General features: G+C 52.1%; 19 protein-coding genes and 1 tRNA gene. 8 read left to right on the plus strand and 12 right to left on the minus strand.

Features of this window, described 5'->3' with window-relative positions; translation table 11 throughout:
* Window positions 1-139: 139 nt before the first annotated feature.
* The 3 genes from ACEVG1_RS17325 to ACEVG1_RS17335 form a co-directional block, all read right to left on the minus strand.
* Window positions 140-856, minus strand: a complete 717-nt coding sequence (locus tag ACEVG1_RS17325) for an MIP family channel protein (protein WP_374744986.1) — start codon at window positions 854-856, stop codon at window positions 140-142.
* A 254-nt stretch (window positions 857-1110) separates the two neighbouring features.
* Window positions 1111-2424 (minus strand): Gfo/Idh/MocA family protein, encoded by a 1314-nt coding sequence (locus ACEVG1_RS17330; protein WP_374744987.1) that lies wholly within the window; start codon window positions 2422-2424, stop codon window positions 1111-1113.
* 73 nt (window positions 2425-2497) lie between these two features.
* Window positions 2498-3526, minus strand: a complete 1029-nt coding sequence (locus ACEVG1_RS17335; protein ID WP_374744988.1) for a LacI family DNA-binding transcriptional regulator — start codon at window positions 3524-3526, stop codon at window positions 2498-2500.
* Window positions 3527-3676: 150 nt separating this feature from the next.
* Here ACEVG1_RS17335 and ACEVG1_RS17340 point away from each other — a divergent pair, with 150 nt between their 5' ends.
* Together ACEVG1_RS17340 and xylA are read left to right on the plus strand one after the other, a co-directional pair.
* A complete protein-coding gene (locus tag ACEVG1_RS17340; RefSeq protein ID WP_374744989.1) occupies window positions 3677-5176 on the plus strand; it encodes a xylulokinase in 1500 nt (499 codons plus the stop codon).
* Between the two features lie 30 nt (window positions 5177-5206).
* Window positions 5207-6538: a xylose isomerase gene (gene xylA / locus ACEVG1_RS17345; RefSeq protein WP_374744990.1), complete on the plus strand. Its 1332-nt coding sequence runs from the start codon at window positions 5207-5209 to the stop codon at window positions 6536-6538.
* 51 nt (window positions 6539-6589) lie between these two features.
* Here the strand turns inward: xylA and ACEVG1_RS17350 are convergent, their stop codons facing one another.
* Window positions 6590-7804: an NAD(P)/FAD-dependent oxidoreductase gene (locus ACEVG1_RS17350; protein ID WP_374744991.1), complete on the minus strand. Its 1215-nt coding sequence runs from the start codon at window positions 7802-7804 to the stop codon at window positions 6590-6592.
* A 104-nt stretch (window positions 7805-7908) separates the two neighbouring features.
* Between ACEVG1_RS17350 and ACEVG1_RS17355 the strand changes: the two genes are divergently transcribed.
* On the plus strand, window positions 7909-8487 hold the full coding sequence (locus ACEVG1_RS17355) for a hypothetical protein (RefSeq protein WP_374744992.1): 579 nt from the start codon (window positions 7909-7911) through the stop codon (window positions 8485-8487).
* Here ACEVG1_RS17355 and ACEVG1_RS17360 read toward each other — a convergent pair.
* The 6 genes from ACEVG1_RS17360 to ACEVG1_RS17385 form a co-directional block, all read right to left on the minus strand.
* Window positions 8471-9238 carry a hypothetical protein gene (locus ACEVG1_RS17360; RefSeq protein ID WP_374744993.1) on the minus strand — a complete coding sequence of 256 codons (768 nt, stop codon included), beginning with the start codon at window positions 9236-9238 and terminating at the stop codon, window positions 8471-8473. The two genes, ACEVG1_RS17355 and ACEVG1_RS17360, sit on opposite strands and share 17 nt — an antisense overlap.
* 45 nt (window positions 9239-9283) lie before the next feature.
* Entirely contained in the window at window positions 9284-10306 is a 1023-nt protein-coding gene (ruvB, locus tag ACEVG1_RS17365) for a Holliday junction branch migration DNA helicase RuvB (protein WP_374744994.1), read from the minus strand.
* 102 nt (window positions 10307-10408) lie between these two features.
* Complete coding sequence (locus ACEVG1_RS17370) at window positions 10409-11134, minus strand: polyprenol monophosphomannose synthase (protein ID WP_374744995.1); 726 nt, start codon at window positions 11132-11134, stop codon at window positions 10409-10411.
* A gap of 110 nt (window positions 11135-11244) precedes the next feature.
* On the minus strand, window positions 11245-12852 hold the full coding sequence (locus tag ACEVG1_RS17375) for a peptide MFS transporter (RefSeq protein WP_374744996.1): 1608 nt from the start codon (window positions 12850-12852) through the stop codon (window positions 11245-11247).
* Window positions 12853-12971: 119 nt separating this feature from the next.
* Window positions 12972-13919, minus strand: a complete 948-nt coding sequence (locus tag ACEVG1_RS17380; RefSeq protein ID WP_374744997.1) for a hypothetical protein — start codon at window positions 13917-13919, stop codon at window positions 12972-12974.
* Window positions 13920-14022: 103 nt separating this feature from the next.
* A complete protein-coding gene (locus ACEVG1_RS17385) occupies window positions 14023-15207 on the minus strand; it encodes an acetyl-CoA C-acyltransferase (protein ID WP_374744998.1) in 1185 nt (394 codons plus the stop codon).
* A 134-nt stretch (window positions 15208-15341) separates the two neighbouring features.
* On the opposite strand from ACEVG1_RS17385, the gene ACEVG1_RS17390 reads away from it, so the two are divergent.
* The 4 genes from ACEVG1_RS17390 to ACEVG1_RS17405 are packed head-to-tail and all read left to right on the plus strand — an operon-like array spanning window position 15342 to window position 19289.
* A complete protein-coding gene (locus tag ACEVG1_RS17390; protein ID WP_374744999.1) occupies window positions 15342-16262 on the plus strand; it encodes a metal ABC transporter solute-binding protein, Zn/Mn family in 921 nt (306 codons plus the stop codon).
* A 7-nt stretch (window positions 16263-16269) separates the two neighbouring features.
* Window positions 16270-17058, plus strand: coding sequence for a metal ABC transporter ATP-binding protein (locus tag ACEVG1_RS17395; protein WP_374745000.1), 789 nt, complete (start codon window positions 16270-16272; stop codon window positions 17056-17058).
* 12 nt (window positions 17059-17070) lie between these two features.
* Window positions 17071-18360, plus strand: coding sequence for an iron chelate uptake ABC transporter family permease subunit (locus tag ACEVG1_RS17400; RefSeq protein WP_374745001.1), 1290 nt, complete (start codon window positions 17071-17073; stop codon window positions 18358-18360).
* 50 nt (window positions 18361-18410) lie between these two features.
* Window positions 18411-19289, plus strand: coding sequence for a metal ABC transporter permease (locus ACEVG1_RS17405; RefSeq protein WP_374745002.1), 879 nt, complete (start codon window positions 18411-18413; stop codon window positions 19287-19289).
* Window positions 19290-19300: 11 nt separating this feature from the next.
* On the opposite strand, the gene ACEVG1_RS17410 is transcribed toward ACEVG1_RS17405, so the two are convergent.
* On the minus strand, window positions 19301-19723 hold the full coding sequence (locus tag ACEVG1_RS17410) for a VOC family protein (protein ID WP_374745003.1): 423 nt from the start codon (window positions 19721-19723) through the stop codon (window positions 19301-19303).
* A 238-nt stretch (window positions 19724-19961) separates the two neighbouring features.
* Here ACEVG1_RS17410 and ACEVG1_RS17415 point away from each other — a divergent pair.
* Window positions 19962-20043: transfer RNA gene (locus tag ACEVG1_RS17415), tRNA-Leu, on the plus strand.
* Window positions 20044-20107: 64 nt separating this feature from the next.
* Here ACEVG1_RS17415 and ACEVG1_RS17420 read toward each other — a convergent pair.
* On the minus strand, window positions 20108-20902 hold the full coding sequence (locus ACEVG1_RS17420; RefSeq protein WP_374745004.1) for a winged helix-turn-helix domain-containing protein: 795 nt from the start codon (window positions 20900-20902) through the stop codon (window positions 20108-20110).
* Between the last annotated feature and the right edge of the window lie 137 nt (window positions 20903-21039).

Here is a 21039-nt window from a genome sequence, read left to right on the forward strand (position 1 = left end):
GCCTTTGGCTAACACTTCCTACTGCTAAGCGTGTTCGGGACTTGCACCCTAGAGTTATCGCCCATGCCGGGCGCACAAACAAAAAGGAGGGGTCGCGAAAAGTCGCGCGCCCCCTCCTTTTACGGCAGATTTTCTATTATCAGCCTTTCCTTTCGAGCAGTCGCCACACCACAGCGGCAGCCACACCTCCCACGATGGGAGCCACGATAAACAGCCATAACTGGCTCAACGCGGCGCCGCCGGCCAGAATAGCCGGGCCGAAGCTACGGGCAGGGTTGACCGATGTGCCGGTAATCGGGATAGCGACCAAATGGATGAGCACCAAGGTAAAACCGATGGCGAGCCCGGCCATTGTGCCATTACCCCATTTGGAGGTGGTACCGAAGATGACAAAAAGGAACAGGAATGTCAGTACGGCTTCTGCCACGAACGCAGCGGTGGTGCCGTATTCATTCTGGTACCCTTCCCCCCAACCGTTGGCACCATAAGCCCATTCACCTGCTGTGAAACCCGCCAATTGGCCGCTTAGCACCTGCTGCAAGACGAATGCACCCAACAATGCACCGATGAACTGCGCAACGATGTAGGCGATGGCGTCGCCTACGGAAATTTTGCCATTGACGAGCATAGCGATGGTAACCGCCGGATTGATGTGGCAGCCCGTGATGCCCCCGATCGCGTAGGCAAACACAACCACCGAAAGGCCAAATGCCAATGCGATTCCTAATAAGCCCAAGCCCGAAAGGCCTGCAAGGGTGTCTACTCCTGCTACCGCAGCAGCTCCGCAACCGAAGAGCACCAAACCAAAGGTGCCTACCAATTCGGCCACGAGCTTCGTTGAAGTTTTGATTTCCATGATTCTATAAATTGGTTCACCCAAAGATAATAGCTTTCCTTGAAACGTGGTTACTTGCAACATAAAAAAAGCCCCACTTCACAGCGGAGCTTTTCCATTTAACCAAACCTAACAAAATGAATACTGCTTTGCTTCTTACTGATGCAAAAGTACCCACGGTTTGTTACGCTGCGATTAATTCGCAATTAACATATTATCATTAGCTGTCCAATGGCGAAATACGTCCATACCCAGCTTACACAGGATGGCTTGCATCAGATCACCAAACCGGTGCCTGGCTTAGCCACCGGAATGGCTTGCGCCCCCATACCCATGTGGAATTCCTCCGGGTGAGGACCGAACGTCACGTTCGAGTTCAATGCTCGCTCCCAGGTCACTTCCGCACCACTGTAAGCTGCCAACGTAGCCAATACACCGACCATGGTACTGTTGGTCATCCATTCGCCATCATTGATGGGCGTACCCGAACGGATGGATGCAAACAGTTCGTCGTGTTCCGTCTGATACATGTTATTGTTGGGACCCTCATATTTCCAAGGGTTCGGGCCCAGGATCTCATACCGACTACCTATATCGACCGCCATCTTACCTCCCGTTCCGACCACGTCGACGCTATTCCGGTTTGCCACACCCGTTTGCTGGCGCGCAAAATGGTATCCTTTCACGCCGTCTGGGTAGGTCAACTCCACTGCAAAATGGTCAAATACATTCCCTTTCTCTTCTTCTATCCGTACTTGCCGGCCACCACTCCCGATCGCCCTCTCGGGGGAAACATCACCCATTACCCAAGCCATCATATCCAAGCTATGTACCGCCTGTTCGATTACCAGGTCGCCAGACATCCAGCTGTAATAAAACCAATTGCGCAATTGAAATTCCAGGTCTGACCATCCAGCTTGGCGGGGTTTTAAGCTGAGGTCGCCGCCGTACCTGAATGACGACAACGATACCACCTCACCGATGGCGCCATCCCGTACCCGCCCGAAAACGGACCGGTTGGGATTGGCGTAACGGAAACAGAAACCTGAAACCACCGCAAGGTTCTTTTCTTTCGATTTACGCACCGCTTCCAATACACGCCGTACTCCCGGTGGATCGATGGCGACCGGCTTCTCACAGAAGATGTGCTTATCTGCATTTACTGCGGCTTCCAGGTGCAGCGGCCTGAATACCGGTGGTGTGGCCAGCAAAACGACGTCTACACCGGCGTCGATGACTTTCTGATAGGCATCGAACCCCACGTATTTGTGCTTGTCTTTCACCTTCATTTTGGCAGGCTCAATCTTCATCAATGCATCGTAAGCAGTGGCCAGCTGGTCTTCAAAAATATCGCCCATGGCCACCAATTGTACATCTGGATCGGCGCGTAACGCCTGCGCCGCGGCACCTGTACCCCGGCCGCCGCAACCGATCAGGCCAATCCTGAGTATCTTTTTCTTTGGAGGGAAAAGCTCACCCGCAAAACCGAACGGGTGTGCGAGCGGAAGGATTGCGGCCATTGTTCCAGCTGTCTTTAAGAATGTACGACGGGATGCACCCCCATTCGCGCTCGATGTGATTTCTGTCATGATGTAATTTATAGTGTTTCAGCATCTTCAAATAGGCCCCCAATATATAAATTTTTGCCGAAGTCGCTGTAATTTACCTACCCAGGAGCCTGTTCGAGCTTCTACGCACCAGCAACTCAGGTTCCAGTACGACCTTCTCGGGCTTATGCTTGTAGTAATCGCCTTTCTTAAGTAGTTTGAGAAAAAGACGGGCCACTTCCTCCCCCATCTCCACGGTACGCTGGTCTACGGTTGAAATGGTGGGACTTACCAGGTTCGTAAATGCCTCGTTGGCGAACCCTACCACCCCAACCTCTTCTGGAATACGCTTGCCCGCTGCTTTCAGCTCCTGCACAACGCCCATGGCTGTAAAGTCTTCCAAGGTGAATATCGCATCGAACCCGATACCCCTATCCAATAATTCCCGCACACACCCCCGTCCAAATTCAAGGGAAAAATCGCCCTTGATGATCAGGTTTTCATCGACCGGCAAGCCATACTGTTCCAACGCATCGAGGTAACCCCGCAACCGCTCGTTGAAGATATTGATGTTGCGGTACTGATTGATATGAACAATGCGGCGGTAGCCTGCTCGGATGAGGTGCTCGGTGGCCATGAAACCGCCCCGGTAATCGTCGATGGTGACGGATGGTACATTGAGCCCCGACGGCACCCGATCGAAAAAGGCCAACGGGATATTCCGTTCCTTGATTTCCATGAACCCGCCATTATGTTCCGTTTCGAGCGAGATGGAAGCAATGATGCCATCTACCCGCGAACGGAGAAAAGTATCTATCCCACGGCTTTCCTGTTTAATGGATTCCTGCGATTGGTACAACAAGATGGTATACCCATTTTCATTCATCACACTTTCAATGCCATGCACCACCGAACTAAAGAAACTTACGTCGAGACGGGGCACCAATACGCCGATAATCTTTGTTTTACCAGAGCGTAGCGAAGAAGCCACTTTATTGGGCCTATAACCGAGGCGATCGGCCGTCTCCCGGACCGCCTTTTTCGTATTGGCACTGATGGCCGGATGGTCATTGAGCGCACGCGCTACGGTAGAAAAGGTGATATCAAGTTCCTTCGCGATGTCTAGAATGGTGATTTTTTTCAAGTGAATATCGATTAAAAAAAGGTACGCTGTGCAAGCATCGGCTCGACTGTGAGCTCCAACAAAAGTAAAGATACATTTTGGAAATCAAAAAGTAATATATACCTTTATGCCAACGTTAGCATTATCCATGAAATTTATTAGTGTCCGATTATGTTATTATTAGGTGTCGATATTGGCACATCCTCCATCAAAGTCTCGGTGGTAGATGCTGACACGCAGGCATGCTTGGCCTCCGTCCGTTACCCGGAAGACCATGAAAACAACATCCTCTCGGTTGTACCGGGCTGGGCAGAGCAGGCTCCCGATATGTGGTGGGACCAAGTAGTGGCCGCCATCCAGAAGCTCACCGCGGATGCAACTTTCAAGGTAAACGACATCGGCGCCATCGGTATTGCCTACCAGATGCACGGCCTTGTGGTGGTGGATAAAGAAGGCAATGCGCTCCGTAATTCGATTATCTGGTGCGACAGCCGCGCTGTAGAAATCGGCGAAACGGCATTCGCACATATCGGCGAGCCGTTTGCGCTCGAACATTTGCTCAACTCACCCGGCAACTTCACAGCGTCAAAGTGGGCCTGGGTGAAGGCCCACGAGCCGGATGTCTATGCCAAAGCTCACCATATCATGCTGCCGGGCGATTACATCGCGATGAAGTTGACGGGAATCGCCACGACCAGCATATCGGCACTCTCGGAAGGGATATTTTGGGATTTCAAGAATAATTGCATCTCCAAGGAGGTGCTTGCGCATTTTGGCTTCGATGGGGCAATATTTCCGGAAATCCGGCCGTTGTTTGGCGAGCACGGCACGCTACGGAAAGAGGTGGCTGCACGGCTTGGGCTCCGGGCGGGGATTCCCGTGTCTTACAAGGCGGGCGACCAACCCAATAACGCGCTGTCGCTAAACGTGCTGCAACCCGGGGAAGTGGCAGCCACTGCCGGCACATCGGGGGTCATCTATGCGGTAAGCGACCAACTGGTATACGACCATGCATCGCGCGTTAATACCTTTGCCCACGTTAACTACATGCCGCAGGCTCCGCGCACAGGGGTCTTACTGTGCATCAACGGTACAGGCATACTGAACCGCTGGGTGAAGGACCATTTCGGGCATGGCCTCAACTACGCGCAAATGAATACCCTCGGCAAGGCGGTGAGTCCGGGCAGCAACGGCCTTAAAATCTTCCCGTTCGGTAATGGTGCCGAGCGCTTTCTGCACAATAAGATACTGGGTGCGCGTTTTGTGGACCTCGATTTCAACGCCCATGGCCGCTCGCAGGTGTTCCGGGCCTCACAAGAAGGCATTGCGTATGCTTTCCGCTATGGGCTCGATATTCTTCGCGAAAACGGCATGCACCCCGCAGTTATCCGTGCGGGCCAAGCGAATATGTTCCTCAGCGAGCTTTTCACTGAAATTTATGTAGAGGTTACCGGCGTGCCGGTAGAGCTGTACAACAGCGATGGCAGCGTAGGCGCCGCGCTGGGGGCAGGTATCGGTTCGGGTATCTTCGCGTCGCCCGCCGAGGCGTTCAGCAAGCAGGAACTATTGAAGACCGTTGAACCCCAGGGCACGGCCAGTTACGAGGCGCTATACCAGGAATGGAAGCAACTCCTCGACCAACAACTGGCTGAGGAGACGGCCCATGAATAAGCAGTTGAAACTAATAAATGAAATAAAAATATGTCAAACGTACTAATCGGCGAAAACGAGTATTTTAAAGGTATCGGAAAAATTGGCTACGAAGGCCCCGAATCAGACAACCCACTGGCTTACCGTTGGTATGACGCGGGCAGGGTAATTGCCGGCAAAACCATGGAAGAACACCTACGGTTTGCGGTAGCCTACTGGCATTCGTTCAATGGAAACGGCAGCGATCCGTTCGGTGGACCGACGCTGTTCTTCCCATGGGACAAAGACAGTGATGTCATCCAACGTGCCAAGGATAAGATGGATGCAGCATTCGAGTTTTTCACGAAGATAGGGATGCCCTACTATTGCTTCCACGATGTGGATGTGGTGGATTATGGCGACAACGTGGCCGAAAATGAAAAGCGGCTTCAAACACTCGTTGATTATGCCAAAGAAAAACAGGCAGCCAGTGGCGTAAAGCTGTTGTGGGGCACCGCCAACCTGTTCTCCCACAAACGGTATATGAACGGGGCCGCCACCAACCCTGATTTCGCTGCGGTAGCACACGCAGGCGCCCAAATCAAGGCGGCACTGGATGCCACCATCGCCCTCGGCGGGGAAAACTATGTGTTTTGGGGTGGCCGCGAAGGATACATGTCACTGTTGAACACCGACATGAAACGTGAGCAGGAACACCTCGCGCAAATGCTGCACAGCGCACGGGACTACGCCCGTAGCCAAGGTTTTAAAGGCACCTTCTTCATTGAACCGAAACCTTGCGAGCCCACCAAACACCAGTACGACTACGATGCGGCAACCGTAATCAGCTTTCTCCGCCAATACGGCCTCTTGGATGATTTCAAGCTCAACCTGGAGGTAAACCACGCCACGTTGGCGGGACATACGTTCCAGCACGAACTGCAGGTGGCGGCCGATGCAGGCCTGCTTGGATCGATGGATGCGAACCGGGGCGACTACCAAAATGGATGGGATACCGACCAGTTCCCGAATAACATCAACGAGTTGGCGGAATGCATGCTTATCATCCTGGAAGCCGGCGGTTTCGCAGGCGGCGGCATCAACTTCGACGCCAAGGTGCGCCGTAATTCAACCGATCGGGCGGACCTCTTCTATGCGCACATCGGGGGTGCTGATACCTTTGCCCGTGCACTCGTTGCGGCGGATAATATCCTCAACAAATCAGACTACCGGAAGTTACGGACGGAGCGCTACGCTTCGTTTGATAGCGGCAAGGGGAAGGATTTCGAAACAGGTAAACTCTCATTGACCGATCTGCGCGACATCGCTGCGGCGTCGGGCGAACCTGAAACAATCAGCGGCAAACAGGAATTGTTTGAAAATATCGTTAATCGATATATTTAATGGCTAGCAACGCGTGGTCGGCAGCAATAATTATCCGTCGACCACGCTTCATCACCTACCAAGCCGCTCAAACCCAAAAATCTTCTCCCTCTCATCTTTTACGCCTACCAGCTTATTCTTGATTACCTGTGCGGCGATCATGCTGAACGTAATCCCATTTCCGCCATACCCCAAGGCGAAATGCATCCGCTTTTTACCGGGCCAGGGGCCAATGAACGGCAGTCCGTCTTTGGTGGAGCTGAAGGTGCCACACCAAGCCATATCCACCACGAATGGGATTTCGGGGTATACTTCCCTGAACTTTCGTTCCAAGCGCTTGATTTTCCAACGCAACAACCGATCCCGCCGTTCGGGATTGCGGAACGGCACGTCCTCGCCGCCGACCATCATGCGGTTGTCTGACGTGGTACGCATATAGAAATACGGGGTGGCTGTTTCCCAAATCAGACTGCGTTCCGGCCAAAGTTGCGAGGGTTGCACGGGCTGCGAAATCAAGGCATACGTAGATATCAAATCCATTACTTGCTTGGGCAGGAATTGCCCCGCCTCGAATCCCGCCGCCACGACCACATACTTACAGCTGATAGGTATGCCCTCCCCCGTCAGCAGCTCGTATCCGCCTTTTCGCTCTTGGTAGCTCACAATTTCTGTATGCGAGAAGAGCAAAAGGTCGCTTTTCTTCCTATGGTACTTCAGCAATCCCGTAGCTGCCGAGTAACTATCCATCTGAGCGGCCGCGGTGTTTTTAAGTGCACCGGGTGCTTCGATCCGGTGTGCGGCAAGCAAGGCATCGGCGTGGAGGAATGATACGGGTAGGTTATGACGCCTGCGGACTTCATATTCCCGCTCAAGCAAACGGAAGCCTGATTGGTTGCTAGCGAGAAATAAGCTGGATACCCGCTTGAAGTTGGGATGTACCCCCGTGGATTCGAATACCTGTTCCAGATCGGTGATAGACTGCAAACTGGCGTGATAGGCAGTAACGGAAGCAGACTCACCCACTTTGTCGATCATGGCTGACAAAGGCACATCAATCTCATATTGCAATTGGGCAGTACTGGCACCCGTACTGCCGGTGGCGATGGTCCGTTTGTCGAATACCGCACAAGAAATACCCGCAAGGCACAACTCGTGGGCCACCAACGCTCCAGTAATGCCCGACCCGATGATCGCCACGTCAACGGTACATGCTTCTTTCAATGGGTGATGGTAGTTGAAAAGCTGATTTTTGACAATCCAATAAGGAAGCCCGGAATGTAGATCCATTTTCGGTTATTTCCCCAATAAACAGTATGCTGCCTGAATTGTTTCACGGCCGCACAGGGTTATCTAATGATATTTTTACCTATTATTGCGTGTATTTGGTTACAATGGACGTACAAACGCTCAAGAATCGGTTAACTGTCAGCAATGCGAACCAGGTTAGGGTGCCCGACTTAAAAGCACTTGGTAACGACTCGGGTGTCCCGATGGGCGAATTACATGACCTGTGCTATGATGACGAGCGACCCACACTAGCCTTCCGGGCGGCGTGGCTATTGGAATACATCGCCGTCCACCATCCGGACCGGTTTATGAGGGTGGCCCACATGTTCTTTACCCGATTGCCCCACCAAGAGAACCCAAGCTGCCAACGGCACTTCACCAATATCCTCCGGATGCTTACGCATCACAAAGCACCGAAATCCTACCAGGATATACTCCGATCGGCCGATCGCGAGCAATTGGTGGAAACCGTTTTCAATTGGTTTATCGATACACAAACCCCCGTGGCCATCCAAGCCAATTGCATGGACGTCCTTTTCCAGCTAAGCCATGAATTTACGTGGATCCGTGAAGAGCTTACACTGCAAATCGAATTTCTGCTCCGCGATGGATCGGCGGCGATACAAAGCCGGGGGAAGAAGGTATTGGAAAAATTGAAAAAACCGCTCAGAACCGGAGATTGACGCCTAGTGACAATAGCGCATAGATATCCCGGTGCTCATTACCCGGATAGGCGCCGCTATACCCATCCAGCTCATCATCAAGCGAGAAATTGAGCTGCCCATTCACGACCAGGTTCCATACATAGGAATCCAATAGGTTCGGTTTCAAGCTATGAAGGGGAATCTCAAACCCAACATCCGTGCTGACGATATAGCTGAAGCCGTGGTTCCGCCCTTCGTGTGCGGGCAGTACATTGTTGACAATTATAGTGTTACCAGCATTGTCTGTCGACCGTACCGGTCCCTCTGCACGCCGTTTATCCCATTGCAAGCTATGCAACACGCCTATACCGGCTCCTATGTACACGCTGTTCAGTGTGCGCTTCACAACAGACTCCCGGTATTCGACGCGCCGCAGGTGGTCGTCTTGCAGGAATTTGATTGGCTGGAAACGGACACCGAGAATCCCTGTATGGTATAAATTAACCGCTTTTCTTGTCTCACCATCCGTCTCGACACTGTCCTTTCCGCGAAGCAGCCCTTCTTGCAGTTCCAATCCGATGCTGAGACCGTGCGTAAGGAAATAATTTCCCCGGAGATAGACCCCGCCACCGATTTGCCGTTTATCTAGATCGCCATATAATTGGTTTGCTCCCAATCCACCCGTTACTGAATACCGGAAATACGGGACGGGCGACTCGTTACCAAATTGGGAATAACCAAGAAACGGAATGGCAAGACATAAAATGGCAAATAGCGAAATTCTTCTCATAATCCCTATTCCCCTCAATACTTGTACCATTTTTGATGAAAACGACTAAAAAAGTGTGTTGCCTTTGGCGTGATTTGTCTTCCCCAAATGTTTGTAAGCCAACTCCGTACACTCCCTGCCTCTGGAGGTCCGCATTAAATAGCCTTCTTGAATAAGGAAAGGTTCGTACACTTCTTCAATGGTTCCTTCATCCTCGCCCACCGCCGTCGCGATGGTTTTGACGCCCACGGGGCCACCTTTGAATTTATCGATGATTGTTAGCAAGATACGGTTATCCATTTCATCGAGGCCGTGTTCATCCACATTGAGTGCGTTGAGCGCATATTGCGCAATCGGGGTATCTATTTTACCGTCCCCTTTGATCTGGGCAAAATCACGCGTACGGCGAAGCAATGCGTTTGCGATACGGGGGGTACCGCGGCTCCTCCGGGCAATCTCATAGGCCCCCTCATCGGTAATGGGTGTACGGAGAATACTTGCCGACCGGAGCACGATGGTGGTCAGCAGCTTGGCATCGTAGTATTCCAACCGCGCATTGATACCAAACCGCGCACGGAGCGGTGCCGTAAGAAGCCCGGAGCGCGTGGTGGCCCCCACGAGCGTAAACGGATTCAACGTAATCTGTACAGAGCGGGCATTTGGGCCGGTCTCGAGCATGATATCGATCCGGAAGTCTTCCATGGCGGAGTACAGGTATTCTTCCACCAGTGGGCTCAGGCGATGTATTTCGTCGATAAACAGTACGTCACCTTCTTCGAGGTTGGTAAGTAGGCCCGCCAGGTCACCGGGCTTATCCAATACCGGCCCCGACGTAACCTTGATACCGGCACCCATCTCGTTGGCAATGATGTGTGACAGGGTGGTTTTGCCCAAACCGGGTGGGCCGTGGAGCAGTACATGGTCTAACGCCTCCCCCCGCAGTTTGGCCGCCTGCACGAAGACACTCAGGTTTTCCAATATTTTTTTCTGACCCGTGAAGTCTCCGAAAGCCTGCGGCCGCAACACTTTCTCCAACTCGCGTTCCGCGTTGGACAGCTTCTCTGCATTTGGGTCTAAATATTCGTTCATTTGCTGCGCTATGCCGTTTGTTATTTGCTATTCTGCTTTTTGCCAATATTCGCTCACCCGCAAGTCCCTATCAAGCGCTAAATACTAACTACTGAATAGTTACTATTTATACTTTCTGAACCAGCTACTTACTTTCATCTGTATGACACCGAAAAAGGCTTCGCGGAATATCCGTGTGCTCATTTTGGAGACGCCTTCCGTACGATCTGTGAAGATGATGGGTATTTCCACCACATGAAACCCATATTTGATGGCTGTAAATTTCATTTCTATCTGGAAAGCATACCCCACGAAGCGGATGCGATCCAGCGGGATGGCTTCCAGCACGTCACGCCTATAGCACACAAAGCCCGCAGTGGCATCGCGTATGGAAATGCCCGTAATCCACCGGACGTAACCTGAGGCAAAGTACGACATCAACACCCTGCTCATGGGCCAATTCACCACATTGACACCCTTGATATAGCGGGAACCGATGGCCATATCCGCTCCTGACATACACGCATCACGGAGCCGCGAAAGATCTTCCGGATTATGGGAGAAATCGGCATCCATTTCAAAAATGTATGAATAGGATCGCGAAATACACCATTTGAACCCATGTATGTAAGCCGTGCCGAGCCCGGATTTCCCTTTCCTTTCCTCTAAAAACAATCGATCGGCAAACTCCCCCTGCAAACGCTTTACAATGGTGCCTGTACCATCGGGAGAGCCGTCATCGACCACCAATATATGAAAACCTTCGGGGAGCGTATATACCTTTCGGATAATCTTCTCGATGTTTTCCTTCTCATTGTATGTAGGGATGATGACGATGCTATCTGACACTACCGCTCAAAATTTTGTACGTAAAGGTAAGGATTATAAGTAAAAGTCGAACACAAAATACCGTTACAGCGGTTCTTCGCCGTAACGGTATACCATTGGTTTCATCGCTGCTAATGGATGCCGTGCATCATCCGTCGCAACCGTGGTGAGAACAGAATCAGCAGCAATCCGGCGATGGCGGGTATCACAGCAAAAATCAGGAAAAACGTCGAGATGGAGTACGCTTCGCTGATGCGGTCGATTAAACTACCCGACATACCTGCCAAGAAATTGGCAACAGCACTACAGGCAAACCACACACCGAAAATCAGACCCACAAATTTTTTCGGCGACAGTTTGCTCATATAGGAAAGCCCTACCGGCGATACGCAAAGCTCGCCCGACGTATGGAAAAAGTAAGCTAAGATCAACCAGATCATGCTCACCTGTGCCGTCGCTGCACCTTGTGGGATGTCTTTCGCCCCATAGCCCAGTACGGCAAAACCGACGCCAAGCAGGATCAACCCGATGGCGAATTTCACCGGGCCGGAAGGGTTAATCACCTTTTCCCACATCTTGCTGAACACGGTGGCCAATGTGATAATGAAGAATGAATTTAATATCTGGAACCATGAAGCGGCCACTTCGGTCTCCAGGGCGTTGAATTCGCGGTGGATTTTCCATATACCCAGGCACCAAATAACCACGAAACTCAGCGCCGTAAACAGAATAGAAACCGGGTATGTAGAAAATATTTTCTTGGCTAGCGACCACAATACCCAAGAGACGATTAGCAAGGGAAATACGGTGAGTATGGCGTCTACCCATTTAAAAGTTACCGCCGCGTTACCGTCCAACAGCCGTTCGGTATAATCCAATGCAAAAATGCTCATTGATCCGCCCGCTTGCTCAAAAGCCATCCAAAAAAAGATACTCGACAACGAAAGGACAATGATCACGATGAGCCGATCCTTGACCACCCGCTTGGACGGAGGTTCGATCCCTTCCTCTTCTTCCTCGGTCGTCTGCACGGCATCCGCTACCGCTACGCCACGCTCGCGTGTCTCTTTCGGCGATTCGCCCAATACCCCGAAAATCCGCTGCGCATAATAAAATTGCAACATGCCGAAAAACATGAAGATACCAGCTAAACCAAAGCCCCAGTGCCAACCGATTTTTTCGCCGATATAGCCACAAAGCAGCATACCCAGGAAGGCGCCTGCATTGATACCCATATAGAAAATGGTGTACGCCGAGTCTTTCTTCTTGCTGTTATCCGGATAAAGCTGGCCAACGATCGAGGAGATATTCGGTTTGAAAAGCCCGTTACCTAAAATCATCAATACCAGTCCGATATAGAAAAACGACGAGCCGGCACCCTCAAGGGCCATGGATGCGTGGCCCAAGGTCATCACCAATGCGCCGATGACCACCGCCTTCCGGTAGCCCGTGAGCCTATCTGCAATGAAACCACCGATCAACGGAGTTAAATAGACCAATCCGGTATACCAACCGTATAATTTCATAGCGTCTTCCCGCGTCCATTCCCAGCCGCCGTTGGCAAGCTCAGACACCAAGAACAGGGTAAGGAGTGCCCGCATACCGTAATAGCTGAATCGTTCCCACATCTCTGTGAAAAACAGGACGAATAGTCCGACGGGGTGGTCAAATACGGTCTTCGTATCTACGCCATTCTTAACAAGATGTTTTGTTAATTGTTCATCATGATTGTGCTGCATATCTTGATATTAGGTGTTAAAAATTGGGGTTATTCATGTGCCCACGTTGCAAATAAAACAAACTTTTTGCGATTTCACTGTCGCGTAACGCAAAATTTATTTATCTACCAAGTTGGTATTCATTGTATGTTAAGACCGCTTTTAGGGTGGTTTCGGGGTTTTGTAGGGTCGTTAAATCGATGATCGTTCGGGCTAGGCGGATTCGTCAGCGACACATCCGAAATGAGTACCAGTCGCCCGTTTTCCACTTGCCAAGCATCATACGTCAAGTCGGGCCCGTATTGCTCGTATTGCCCTTGTTGCCGTAGATCTGCCGGTGCGAGGTGGTCAAACACGATGCGGCTTTCGAGGGTATCGTAGTCCAGATACATGCTGGCATTCCGATTGTACCGATAGATGGCCCGTGCTTGCATCCCACCGTCGGCAGCGTCAAAAATAGGCTGTCCCAATTGTGCTCCATTTTCCGTCAACCGCAGTACTTCGATAACTTTTTGCGTAACATAAGGAGTGTGTCCCTTCCAGCCAAGCAGGGCATAAACGCCATTGACGGGCACTATCCGGTAATATTGCGCCCCATACCAATGGTCCGGCGCGGTCACTGCCTGCTCCGGTGCCGCGATTTCATAGGTTTTATCCAGCAGCGGATACATTTTGAGGCTCCCGTCCGGCGTATTCAATTGAATGGTTCCGTAGTAGAGGTAGGAGCCGTCGTTCAGTTGGATGTGCCATGAAAATACACGGAAGCTATCGTCTGGCGCCCCAAGGATGGAAACCATGTGGAGCGAGTCAAACGGAAAGCGGTAGGAATACGGCTCTTTCAGCGCAGCCACTAATGTTTTGACGAACGTGAAGTTGGCATCCAACCGTTCGGGTTCGCTGGGCTCGTTGTACATGGTGTAACCCAGTTTGCTGAGGCTGTCTTGGAGCAATTGCATTTTCTGCCAGCCATCCTGCTGGGCGTAGACCGACCCGCCGTTGAGCAGTACAAATAGTCCGCACAACAACACCCATCGCGCAGCCACTACCATTTTCCGGGATTGCCCGACCACCGTAGCCAAACCTACCATGGGGCAAACTTAGCTAACCTGCCTTTCAAATGCAAGCGAACAAAAGCCGACCGATTATAACGATTTCGGCAGTCGCCCTCACGCATCGCTTCCTTTCAAGGCGCTAAGACGGGAGTATCCGCTCGATCACCAGCGCACTCGCACCGCCACCGCCGTTGCAGATACCGGCTACGCCAATACGGCCGTCGTGCTGCTGCAGTACTGAAAGGAGGGTGACGACGATACGCGCACCGGAAGCCCCCAATGGGTGCCCCATGGATACGGCGCCGCCGTTGACGTTCACGAGGTCGGCCGACAGGCCCAGCTCCCGGTTATTGGCGATGGCGACCACCGAAAAGGCTTCGTTTATCTCGTAGAAATCCACCTCGTGCGCGCCGACGCCGGCGTGCTGCAACGCACGGGGTATGGCTTTGGCCGGAGCAGTGGTAAACCATTCGGGGGCCTGCTGTGCATCAGCATACCCGCGTATGCGGGCCAATGGTTGCAGACCTAGCTCCTTCAGCTTGGTTTCGCCGATCAGTACCAGCGCTGCAGCTCCATCATTGAGCGTTGAGGCATTGGCAGCGGTTACTGTACCCTCTTTCTTGAATACGGGCCGCAACGATGGTATCTTATCGAACTTCACGGCGTGGATTTCCTCGTCTGCGTCGACCACGGTCACCTCCCCTTTCCGACTGGTAATCTCCACCGGAACGATTTCCGGTTTGAACCGGCCCGCCTGCTGCGCAGCCTGTGAGCGCCTGTACGATTCCTCCGCGTAGGCATCCTGGGCCTCACGGCCGATGCCGCATGTTTCTGCACAAAGCTCGGCCGCGGCCCCCATGTGGTAGTCGTTGTATACGTCCCACAACCCGTCTTTCACCAAACCGTCGGTCACTTGTTCATGCCCTAGCCGATAGCCTGTCCGGGCTTTATCGAGGTAATAGGGCACATTGCTCATGCTTTCCATACCACCGGCCACGATGATGTCTTTTGTACCCAAGGCAATGCTTTGGGCCGCCAGCATGATGGCCTTCGCCCCCGATGCGCATACTTTGTTGACCGTTGTGGCGGGAATATCAGGAAGTCCCGCGAATTTGGCGGCCTGCGTGGCCGGTGCCTGGCCCAGGTTAGCCGACAATACATTGCCGAAAAACACTTCTTCCACATAACCGGGAGATACATTGGCCCGATTCACGGCTTCCTTGATAGCGATACCGCCCAGTTGGGTCGCCGAAAGCGTGGATAAGCTGCCCCCGAAACTACCGATGGGGGTACGCACGGCCGAAACGATATATACTTCTTGCATAACGGATAATTGATTATCAAACAAAGGTACGGAATCTAGCCGGAATCGACGCGGCCGGCGAATCCAATCGAATAGTTAAAAATAACTTACAAAAAATGTTAGATTAATCTAAATTTTCTATTTTTGTATGAAATATGGGAAAAGTTTACAGCTTTTGCTCGGTAATTTCTTTGTTGATCTGTTGCCTTTCGTGCCAACAGCCGGTACGTGAGCGCACGGGATCGGGAAAGCCCTACATCCTCGCCACCACGGGGATGGTGGCCGATATGGTGCAGCACATCGCCGGCGACTCAGCTATCGTGGAAGCATTGATGCGGCCCGGTGTGGACCCCCATCTTTACAAAGCCAGCCAAGGTGATCTCCGGAAAATTCTGGACGCGGATTACTTATTCTACAACGGGCTGCATCTGGAAGGCAAGCTGGCTTCCATCCTGGAGAAACAGGCGCGGGTGAAGCCGGTTTTAGCAGTGGGCGATGGTCTTAATGGGCTGATCAAGATCAATGAAACGACATACGACCCGCATATTTGGTTCGACGTATCGCTTTGGAAAGCCGCCACGGCCAATGCCGTGCAGCAGTTGGTTGCATTGGATAGCACCAACGCGGTTTACTACCAGGAGAATGCGCGCCGTTATATGGAAGCCCTCGATTCGTTGGACACTTGGGTTCAAACCCGGATAAACACCATCCCGCCCGCCAAACGAGTATTGATTACCGCGCACGATGCGTTCAGTTATTTCGGCCGTGCGTATGGTTTGGAGGTACGTGGGCTGCAAGGCATCTCCACCATGTCTGAGTTCGGGCTGCGTGATGTATCGCAATTGGTGGATTATATCGTCGCGCGAGGCATACCCGCCGTTTTTGTAGAAAGCTCGGTATCCGACCGGTCGCTGAAAGCGGCACTAACCGGTGTGCGCCAGCGCGGTGGCACCGTACGTATCGGCGGCAACCTGTTTTCAGACGCTATGGGAACCGAAGGCACGGTGGAAGGAACGTATATCGGCATGGTGAAATACAATGTGAATACCATAGTAGACGCGTTAACGGAGAAATAGAACAACGATGATTATACACACACAAGAACCGATATTGGAAGTACACGACCTCACGGTCACCTACGGGCGTAAGCCCGTGCTTTGGGGTGTAGATTTCACCTTGCCCGCGGGGTGCATTGCCGGCATTGTCGGACCGAACGGTGCGGGGAAATCCACGTTGCTGAAAACCATCATGGGATTGATTCCACCATCCAGCGGGTATGTGAAGCTATTTGACAAGCCGTTGGACGACGTCCGATCGCGCGTTAGCTACGTGCCCCAACGCGAATCGGTGGATTGGGACTTTCCGGTTTCCGTACTGGATGTCGTATTGATGGGGCGCTACGGCAAGGTGGGGTTGCTGCGCAATACCGGTGCACGTGATCGTACCATCGCCAGCGAATGCCTGGATAAGGTGGGTATGTCGGCGTTCGCCAAGCGGCAGATTTCGCAACTCTCGGGCGGTCAGCAGCAACGTGTTTTCCTTGCACGTGCGCTGGCCCAGGAAGCGGACATCTATTTCATGGATGAGCCTTTCGCGGGGGTGGATGCCGCCACCGAGCAAGCCATCATCGAGCTGCTCCGCGATATGGCATCCAGGGGCAAAACCATCGTTGTGGTGCACCACGACCTGCAATCGGCTCGCAGCTATTTCGATTGGATCGTACTGCTCAATATGCACCTCGTTGCTGCCGGACCGACCGACGAGGCATTCACGGAAGAGACCGTCCAACAGGCCTATGGCGGGCGGCTCAACCTGTTGTCGCAGGTAGGTGATGTAATGGAGAAACGCGCATTCCCCAGCAGGGAGCGCTAAGCAAGCGAAACGATGGAAGGCTTATTTGACTTTTTCACACTTTCAGACCCCAATGTCCGCTACGTAGTGCTGGGCAATGTGTTGCTGGCCAGCAGCGCCGCCATGGTCGGCACGTTTATCCTTTTGCAGAAAAAGGCACTCATCGGCGACGCCGTATCGCACGCCGTACTACCGGGCATCTGTGCCGCCTTTTTGTTCTCAGGGAGTAAAAACATCGGTTTCATGCTGGCCGGCGCTTTCATAACCGGCTGGCTGGCATTGGTACTCATCGATTACATCGTAGCCAAGTCTAAAATCAAGAAAGATGCGGCCATCGGGTTGGTGCTATCGGTATTTTTCGGCACCGGCATGGTGATGATGACCTACATCCAGCAGTCGGGCAATGCGGCCCAAAGCGGCCTCGACCATTTCCTTTTCGGAAAGGCCGCTACCCTTATCGGTACCGACCTCGTGATTTTCAGTGTCCTATCGATCGTTCTCCTCACTGCCGTCGGCCTCTTTTTCAAGGCTTTTGCACTGGTCGCTTTCGACCGCCCATATGCCGAGGCTTTGGGTTATCCCGTACGCAAGCTCGACCTGCTGCTCACCAGCCTCACCGTGCTGGCGGTGGTAACGGGCATAACGGCGGTGGGCGTGGTGCTGATGGCGGCCATGCTGATCACGCCCGCAGCGGCAGCGCGGTACTGGACGGATAACATCCGGCGCATGGTCTGGCTGGCCGTTGCCTTCGGCGCATTGGCCGGATTGGCCGGAGCCTACATTTCGTACGCCGCACCCGCCATGCCCACCGGCCCGTGGATGGTCGTCGTGTCTTCGGCCATTGCCTTCCTTTCATTTTTCTTTGCACCCACCAAAGGCATCGTGCCGAAAATGTACACGCAATACAAAAACCAACGGATCATCGCCGAAGAAAACGCATTGAAACGATTCTATCACCTCGGGGAGCGGAACAGCCACCTCCTTGGGTTGCGGGCGACGAATGAATTGGTCGTTGCCGGCGACGTGAATGCACCAGCAGTAAGCGGGGCATTGCAGCGGCTCGTGGCGAAGAAGCTCGTCGTCACAAAAGGTGGTCGGTGGGGGCTTACGGAGGATGGCAAACGGAAAGCGGCGCGCGTGGTCCGGCTGCACCGTCTATGGGAATTGTATTTAACGAAGTATATGCATATCGCGGCAGACCATGTGCATGACGATGCGGAAACAATTGAACATATTATTACACCGGAGCTCGAGCGCGAGTTGGAACACCAATTGGGATACCCCGATAAAGACCCGCATAACACACAAATACCCAAAATTTAAGATTGAACACGGATGACACAGATTAAGCGGATTTAGACAGATTGAATACCATGATAGCATTTTGGATTATATTAACAGGGTCATTGGTGGCCGTTACCTGCGGGTTACTGGGGTGTTTTTTGGTTCTCCGCAAAATGAGCATGGTGGGCGATGCGATCAGCCACGCTGTACTGCCGGGCATCGTGATTGCCTTTTTACTCAGTGGCAGCCGTGAAACATTGCCCATGTTACTGGGGGCAGGCGCCACCGGCTTGCTGGCCACTTTCCTTATCGAGTATTTCCATCGGCGTGCGGGCCTGCAAACCGACGCCGCAATCGGTGTCGTCTTCACGTTCCTCTTTGCCGTGGGCATCATCCTCATCAGCGCCTTCGCGGGTCAGGTGGATATCGATCAGGACTGTGTACTGTACGGCGAAATCGCGTACGTGCCGATCGATCTTTGGGTGACCGGCAACGGCACCGTCATGGGTCCACGTCCGGTCTATATCCTATCGTGCGTATTATTACTGGTGGCCGCGTTTATCCGGCTGGGTTATAAAGAGCTCAAACTGACATCGTTCGATCCGGCATTTGCCTCCGCATTGGGCATTTCGACGGCGTTGTGGCATTACCTGTTGATGGCCGCGGTATCCATCACCACGGTCAGCTCCTTCGAGTCTGTCGGCGCTATATTGGTTATCGCATTCCTTATTGGTCCGCCCGCCACGGCTTACCTTTTGACACATGATTTAAAACGCATGCTGGCCATTACCGTGGCACTGGGTATATTCATCGCCTTCACCGGTTATTGGATGGCATACGGGCTCAATGCATCCATTGCCGGTTGCATGGCCGTGGTTACGGGTCTCTGTTTTGCAACCGTCTTTGTTGTGCAGCGGCTGGCCAGACCGAAAATCAGCCTACCCGCAGCCACGGAGGCTACCGGGTAGGGTGTGGAATGCTATTTCGTACCGATGGGGAAATTGATCATCCAGCGTACGCCGAACTTGTCTTCGAACGAGCCGAAATAATCGCCCCAGAACATTTCTTCCATGGGCATTTCTACTTTACCACCAGCCGATAGGCCGCTGAACAGCCGGTCGGCCTCCTCCCGGCTATCGGGCGTAATGGAGATGTAGTTGTTGTTGCCCACGTTCAGCACATGCCCGGCGGAGTCCAGGCAATCGGATGCCATCAGGTATTGTCCATTGCCCACTGGGATGGATACGTGCATGGCGTAATCGTGCTCTTTTTCCGGCAAGTTTTCTGCCTCCGGCGTTTCGCTCATTCGTTGGATGAACAGCTCGCCGCCAAAAACCGTTTGATAGAACTTGAACGCTTCTTCTGCGTTCCCTGCAAAATTCAAATAAGGATTGAAAACCATCGTATTTAATATTTAAGGGTTAACTTATTATTTCGCCGTTTAAATGACTTATCCTATAGTGATACAAAGATAATGTCCCTAATCGCAACCCGGGCGGGTAGATGCGCCAATCTGGAGGGGCTATTGTGACAAATCACGCGGCCCTACCGATAGGTGCTATTTTTGAAAAACATTTTGCGGAATACGGATTAATAAATACATTTGCATCCCCGATTAGGGGAATCGTACTTTAAAAGTTGCCCAGATGGCGGAATTGGTAGACGCGCTGGTCTCAAACACCAGTGGGGCGACCCATGCCGGTTCGATCCCGGCTCTGGGTACGAAACCCTCTTTACATGCTGTAAGGAGGGTTTTTCTGTTTTTCGGCAATCACAATATAGCTTCTTAAGCGCTAATTTCAAGCTTATACCCTTTGCCGCGTACGACAACGAGGTTGACATTAGGATCGAGTTCCAGTTTTTTCCGAAGTTTTGATATGAACATGTCCAAGCTACGCCCAACAATCACCCCTTCATCTTCCCATATCTCTTTTTGCAGCCGGCTTCTCGCTATCGTCTCGTTCGGAGACAACGCGAAAATGAGCAGTAGACGCGTTTCAGTCCTAGTCAGGTCAAAGGTTTCTTTATTTATGGTCAGTTGCCGTTCCTGCGCGTCAAACAAGACCGAGCCAAAAGTGAAAATCTTGGTGCGTTGACCCTTGGGTAAGACGCTTTGACGCTTAGCAGATCTAAAAAAAATAAAACCAACAAATGCTAAAAATGGCAGGCTGCCCAAAAGATATCCATCATTTGCCGTATACGTTTCTGTCGGTTTGAATTTAATGCTAATCATGTAACATGCAGGGGGTTGTACTCTCCCTATGCATGCAACGATATCATCTTTTTTACTTCCGGATATTGCGTATCCATAAGCTACACTGGCGTTGCCACAATTCAGCACATTAACTACATAGTCACGTGTAAGGGGGTCTTTGACCAACAAACGCCTGGTCGTATTCACCAAGGAGTCCGGTTGAAAAGTCAGCTCATTCTCAAACCAGATTTGGTATTCATCTTCTGCGATTTGTTTTACCGGGAGCACCCTTGATGAGCTGTCGCCCGACTGCAAGAGTAATTCGTGCCCGATCCTGCGGAGCAAAACTTCCCGTCTGGCAATGGCGAAGTCGTCGTTGCCTTCCATATGGAAAGCCACGCAGATTACGGAGATAAACAGGAGTATAGTCAATCCGAACACGTACTTGCGTTTCCCGGAGAGGAGATTTCTGCTGTTTGACATGCTATTGAGATTTTATTTACAAAGTTTACATTTTTATTTTA

This window comes from Parapedobacter sp. 2B3, from assembly GCF_041925275.1.
In the GTDB taxonomy this organism is placed as follows: domain Bacteria; phylum Bacteroidota; class Bacteroidia; order Sphingobacteriales; family Sphingobacteriaceae; genus Parapedobacter; species Parapedobacter pyrenivorans_A.

Excerpts from the sequence above, each read along its gene's own strand:
- ACEVG1_RS17350 (WP_374744991.1), bottom strand. The coding sequence starts at position 7,804 with ATGGATCTACATTCCGGGCTTCCTTATTGGATTGTCAAAAATCAGCTT.
- ACEVG1_RS17360 (WP_374744993.1), bottom strand. The coding sequence starts at position 9,238 with ATGAGAAGAATTTCGCTATTTGCCATTTTATGTCTTGCCATTCCGTTT.
- ACEVG1_RS17330 (WP_374744987.1), bottom strand. The coding sequence starts at position 2,424 with ATGACAGAAATCACATCGAGCGCGAATGGGGGTGCATCCCGTCGTACA.
- ACEVG1_RS17340 (WP_374744989.1), top strand. The coding sequence starts at position 3,677 with ATGTTATTATTAGGTGTCGATATTGGCACATCCTCCATCAAAGTCTCG.
- ACEVG1_RS17395 (WP_374745000.1), top strand. The coding sequence starts at position 16,270 with ATGATTATACACACACAAGAACCGATATTGGAAGTACACGACCTCACG.
- ACEVG1_RS17325 (WP_374744986.1), bottom strand. The coding sequence starts at position 856 with ATGGAAATCAAAACTTCAACGAAGCTCGTGGCCGAATTGGTAGGCACC.
- ACEVG1_RS17380 (WP_374744997.1), bottom strand. The coding sequence starts at position 13,919 with ATGGTAGGTTTGGCTACGGTGGTCGGGCAATCCCGGAAAATGGTAGTG.
- ACEVG1_RS17410 (WP_374745003.1), bottom strand. The coding sequence starts at position 19,723 with ATGGTTTTCAATCCTTATTTGAATTTTGCAGGGAACGCAGAAGAAGCG.
- ACEVG1_RS17400 (WP_374745001.1), top strand. The coding sequence starts at position 17,071 with ATGGAAGGCTTATTTGACTTTTTCACACTTTCAGACCCCAATGTCCGC.
- ACEVG1_RS17420 (WP_374745004.1), bottom strand. The coding sequence starts at position 20,902 with ATGGAAGGCAACGACGACTTCGCCATTGCCAGACGGGAAGTTTTGCTC.
- xylA (WP_374744990.1), top strand. The coding sequence starts at position 5,207 with ATGTCAAACGTACTAATCGGCGAAAACGAGTATTTTAAAGGTATCGGA.
- ACEVG1_RS17390 (WP_374744999.1), top strand. The coding sequence starts at position 15,342 with ATGGGAAAAGTTTACAGCTTTTGCTCGGTAATTTCTTTGTTGATCTGT.
- ACEVG1_RS17405 (WP_374745002.1), top strand. The coding sequence starts at position 18,411 with ATGATAGCATTTTGGATTATATTAACAGGGTCATTGGTGGCCGTTACC.
- ruvB (WP_374744994.1), bottom strand. The coding sequence starts at position 10,306 with ATGAACGAATATTTAGACCCAAATGCAGAGAAGCTGTCCAACGCGGAA.
- ACEVG1_RS17355 (WP_374744992.1), top strand. The coding sequence starts at position 7,909 with ATGGACGTACAAACGCTCAAGAATCGGTTAACTGTCAGCAATGCGAAC.
- ACEVG1_RS17375 (WP_374744996.1), bottom strand. The coding sequence starts at position 12,852 with ATGCAGCACAATCATGATGAACAATTAACAAAACATCTTGTTAAGAAT.
- ACEVG1_RS17385 (WP_374744998.1), bottom strand. The coding sequence starts at position 15,207 with ATGCAAGAAGTATATATCGTTTCGGCCGTGCGTACCCCCATCGGTAGT.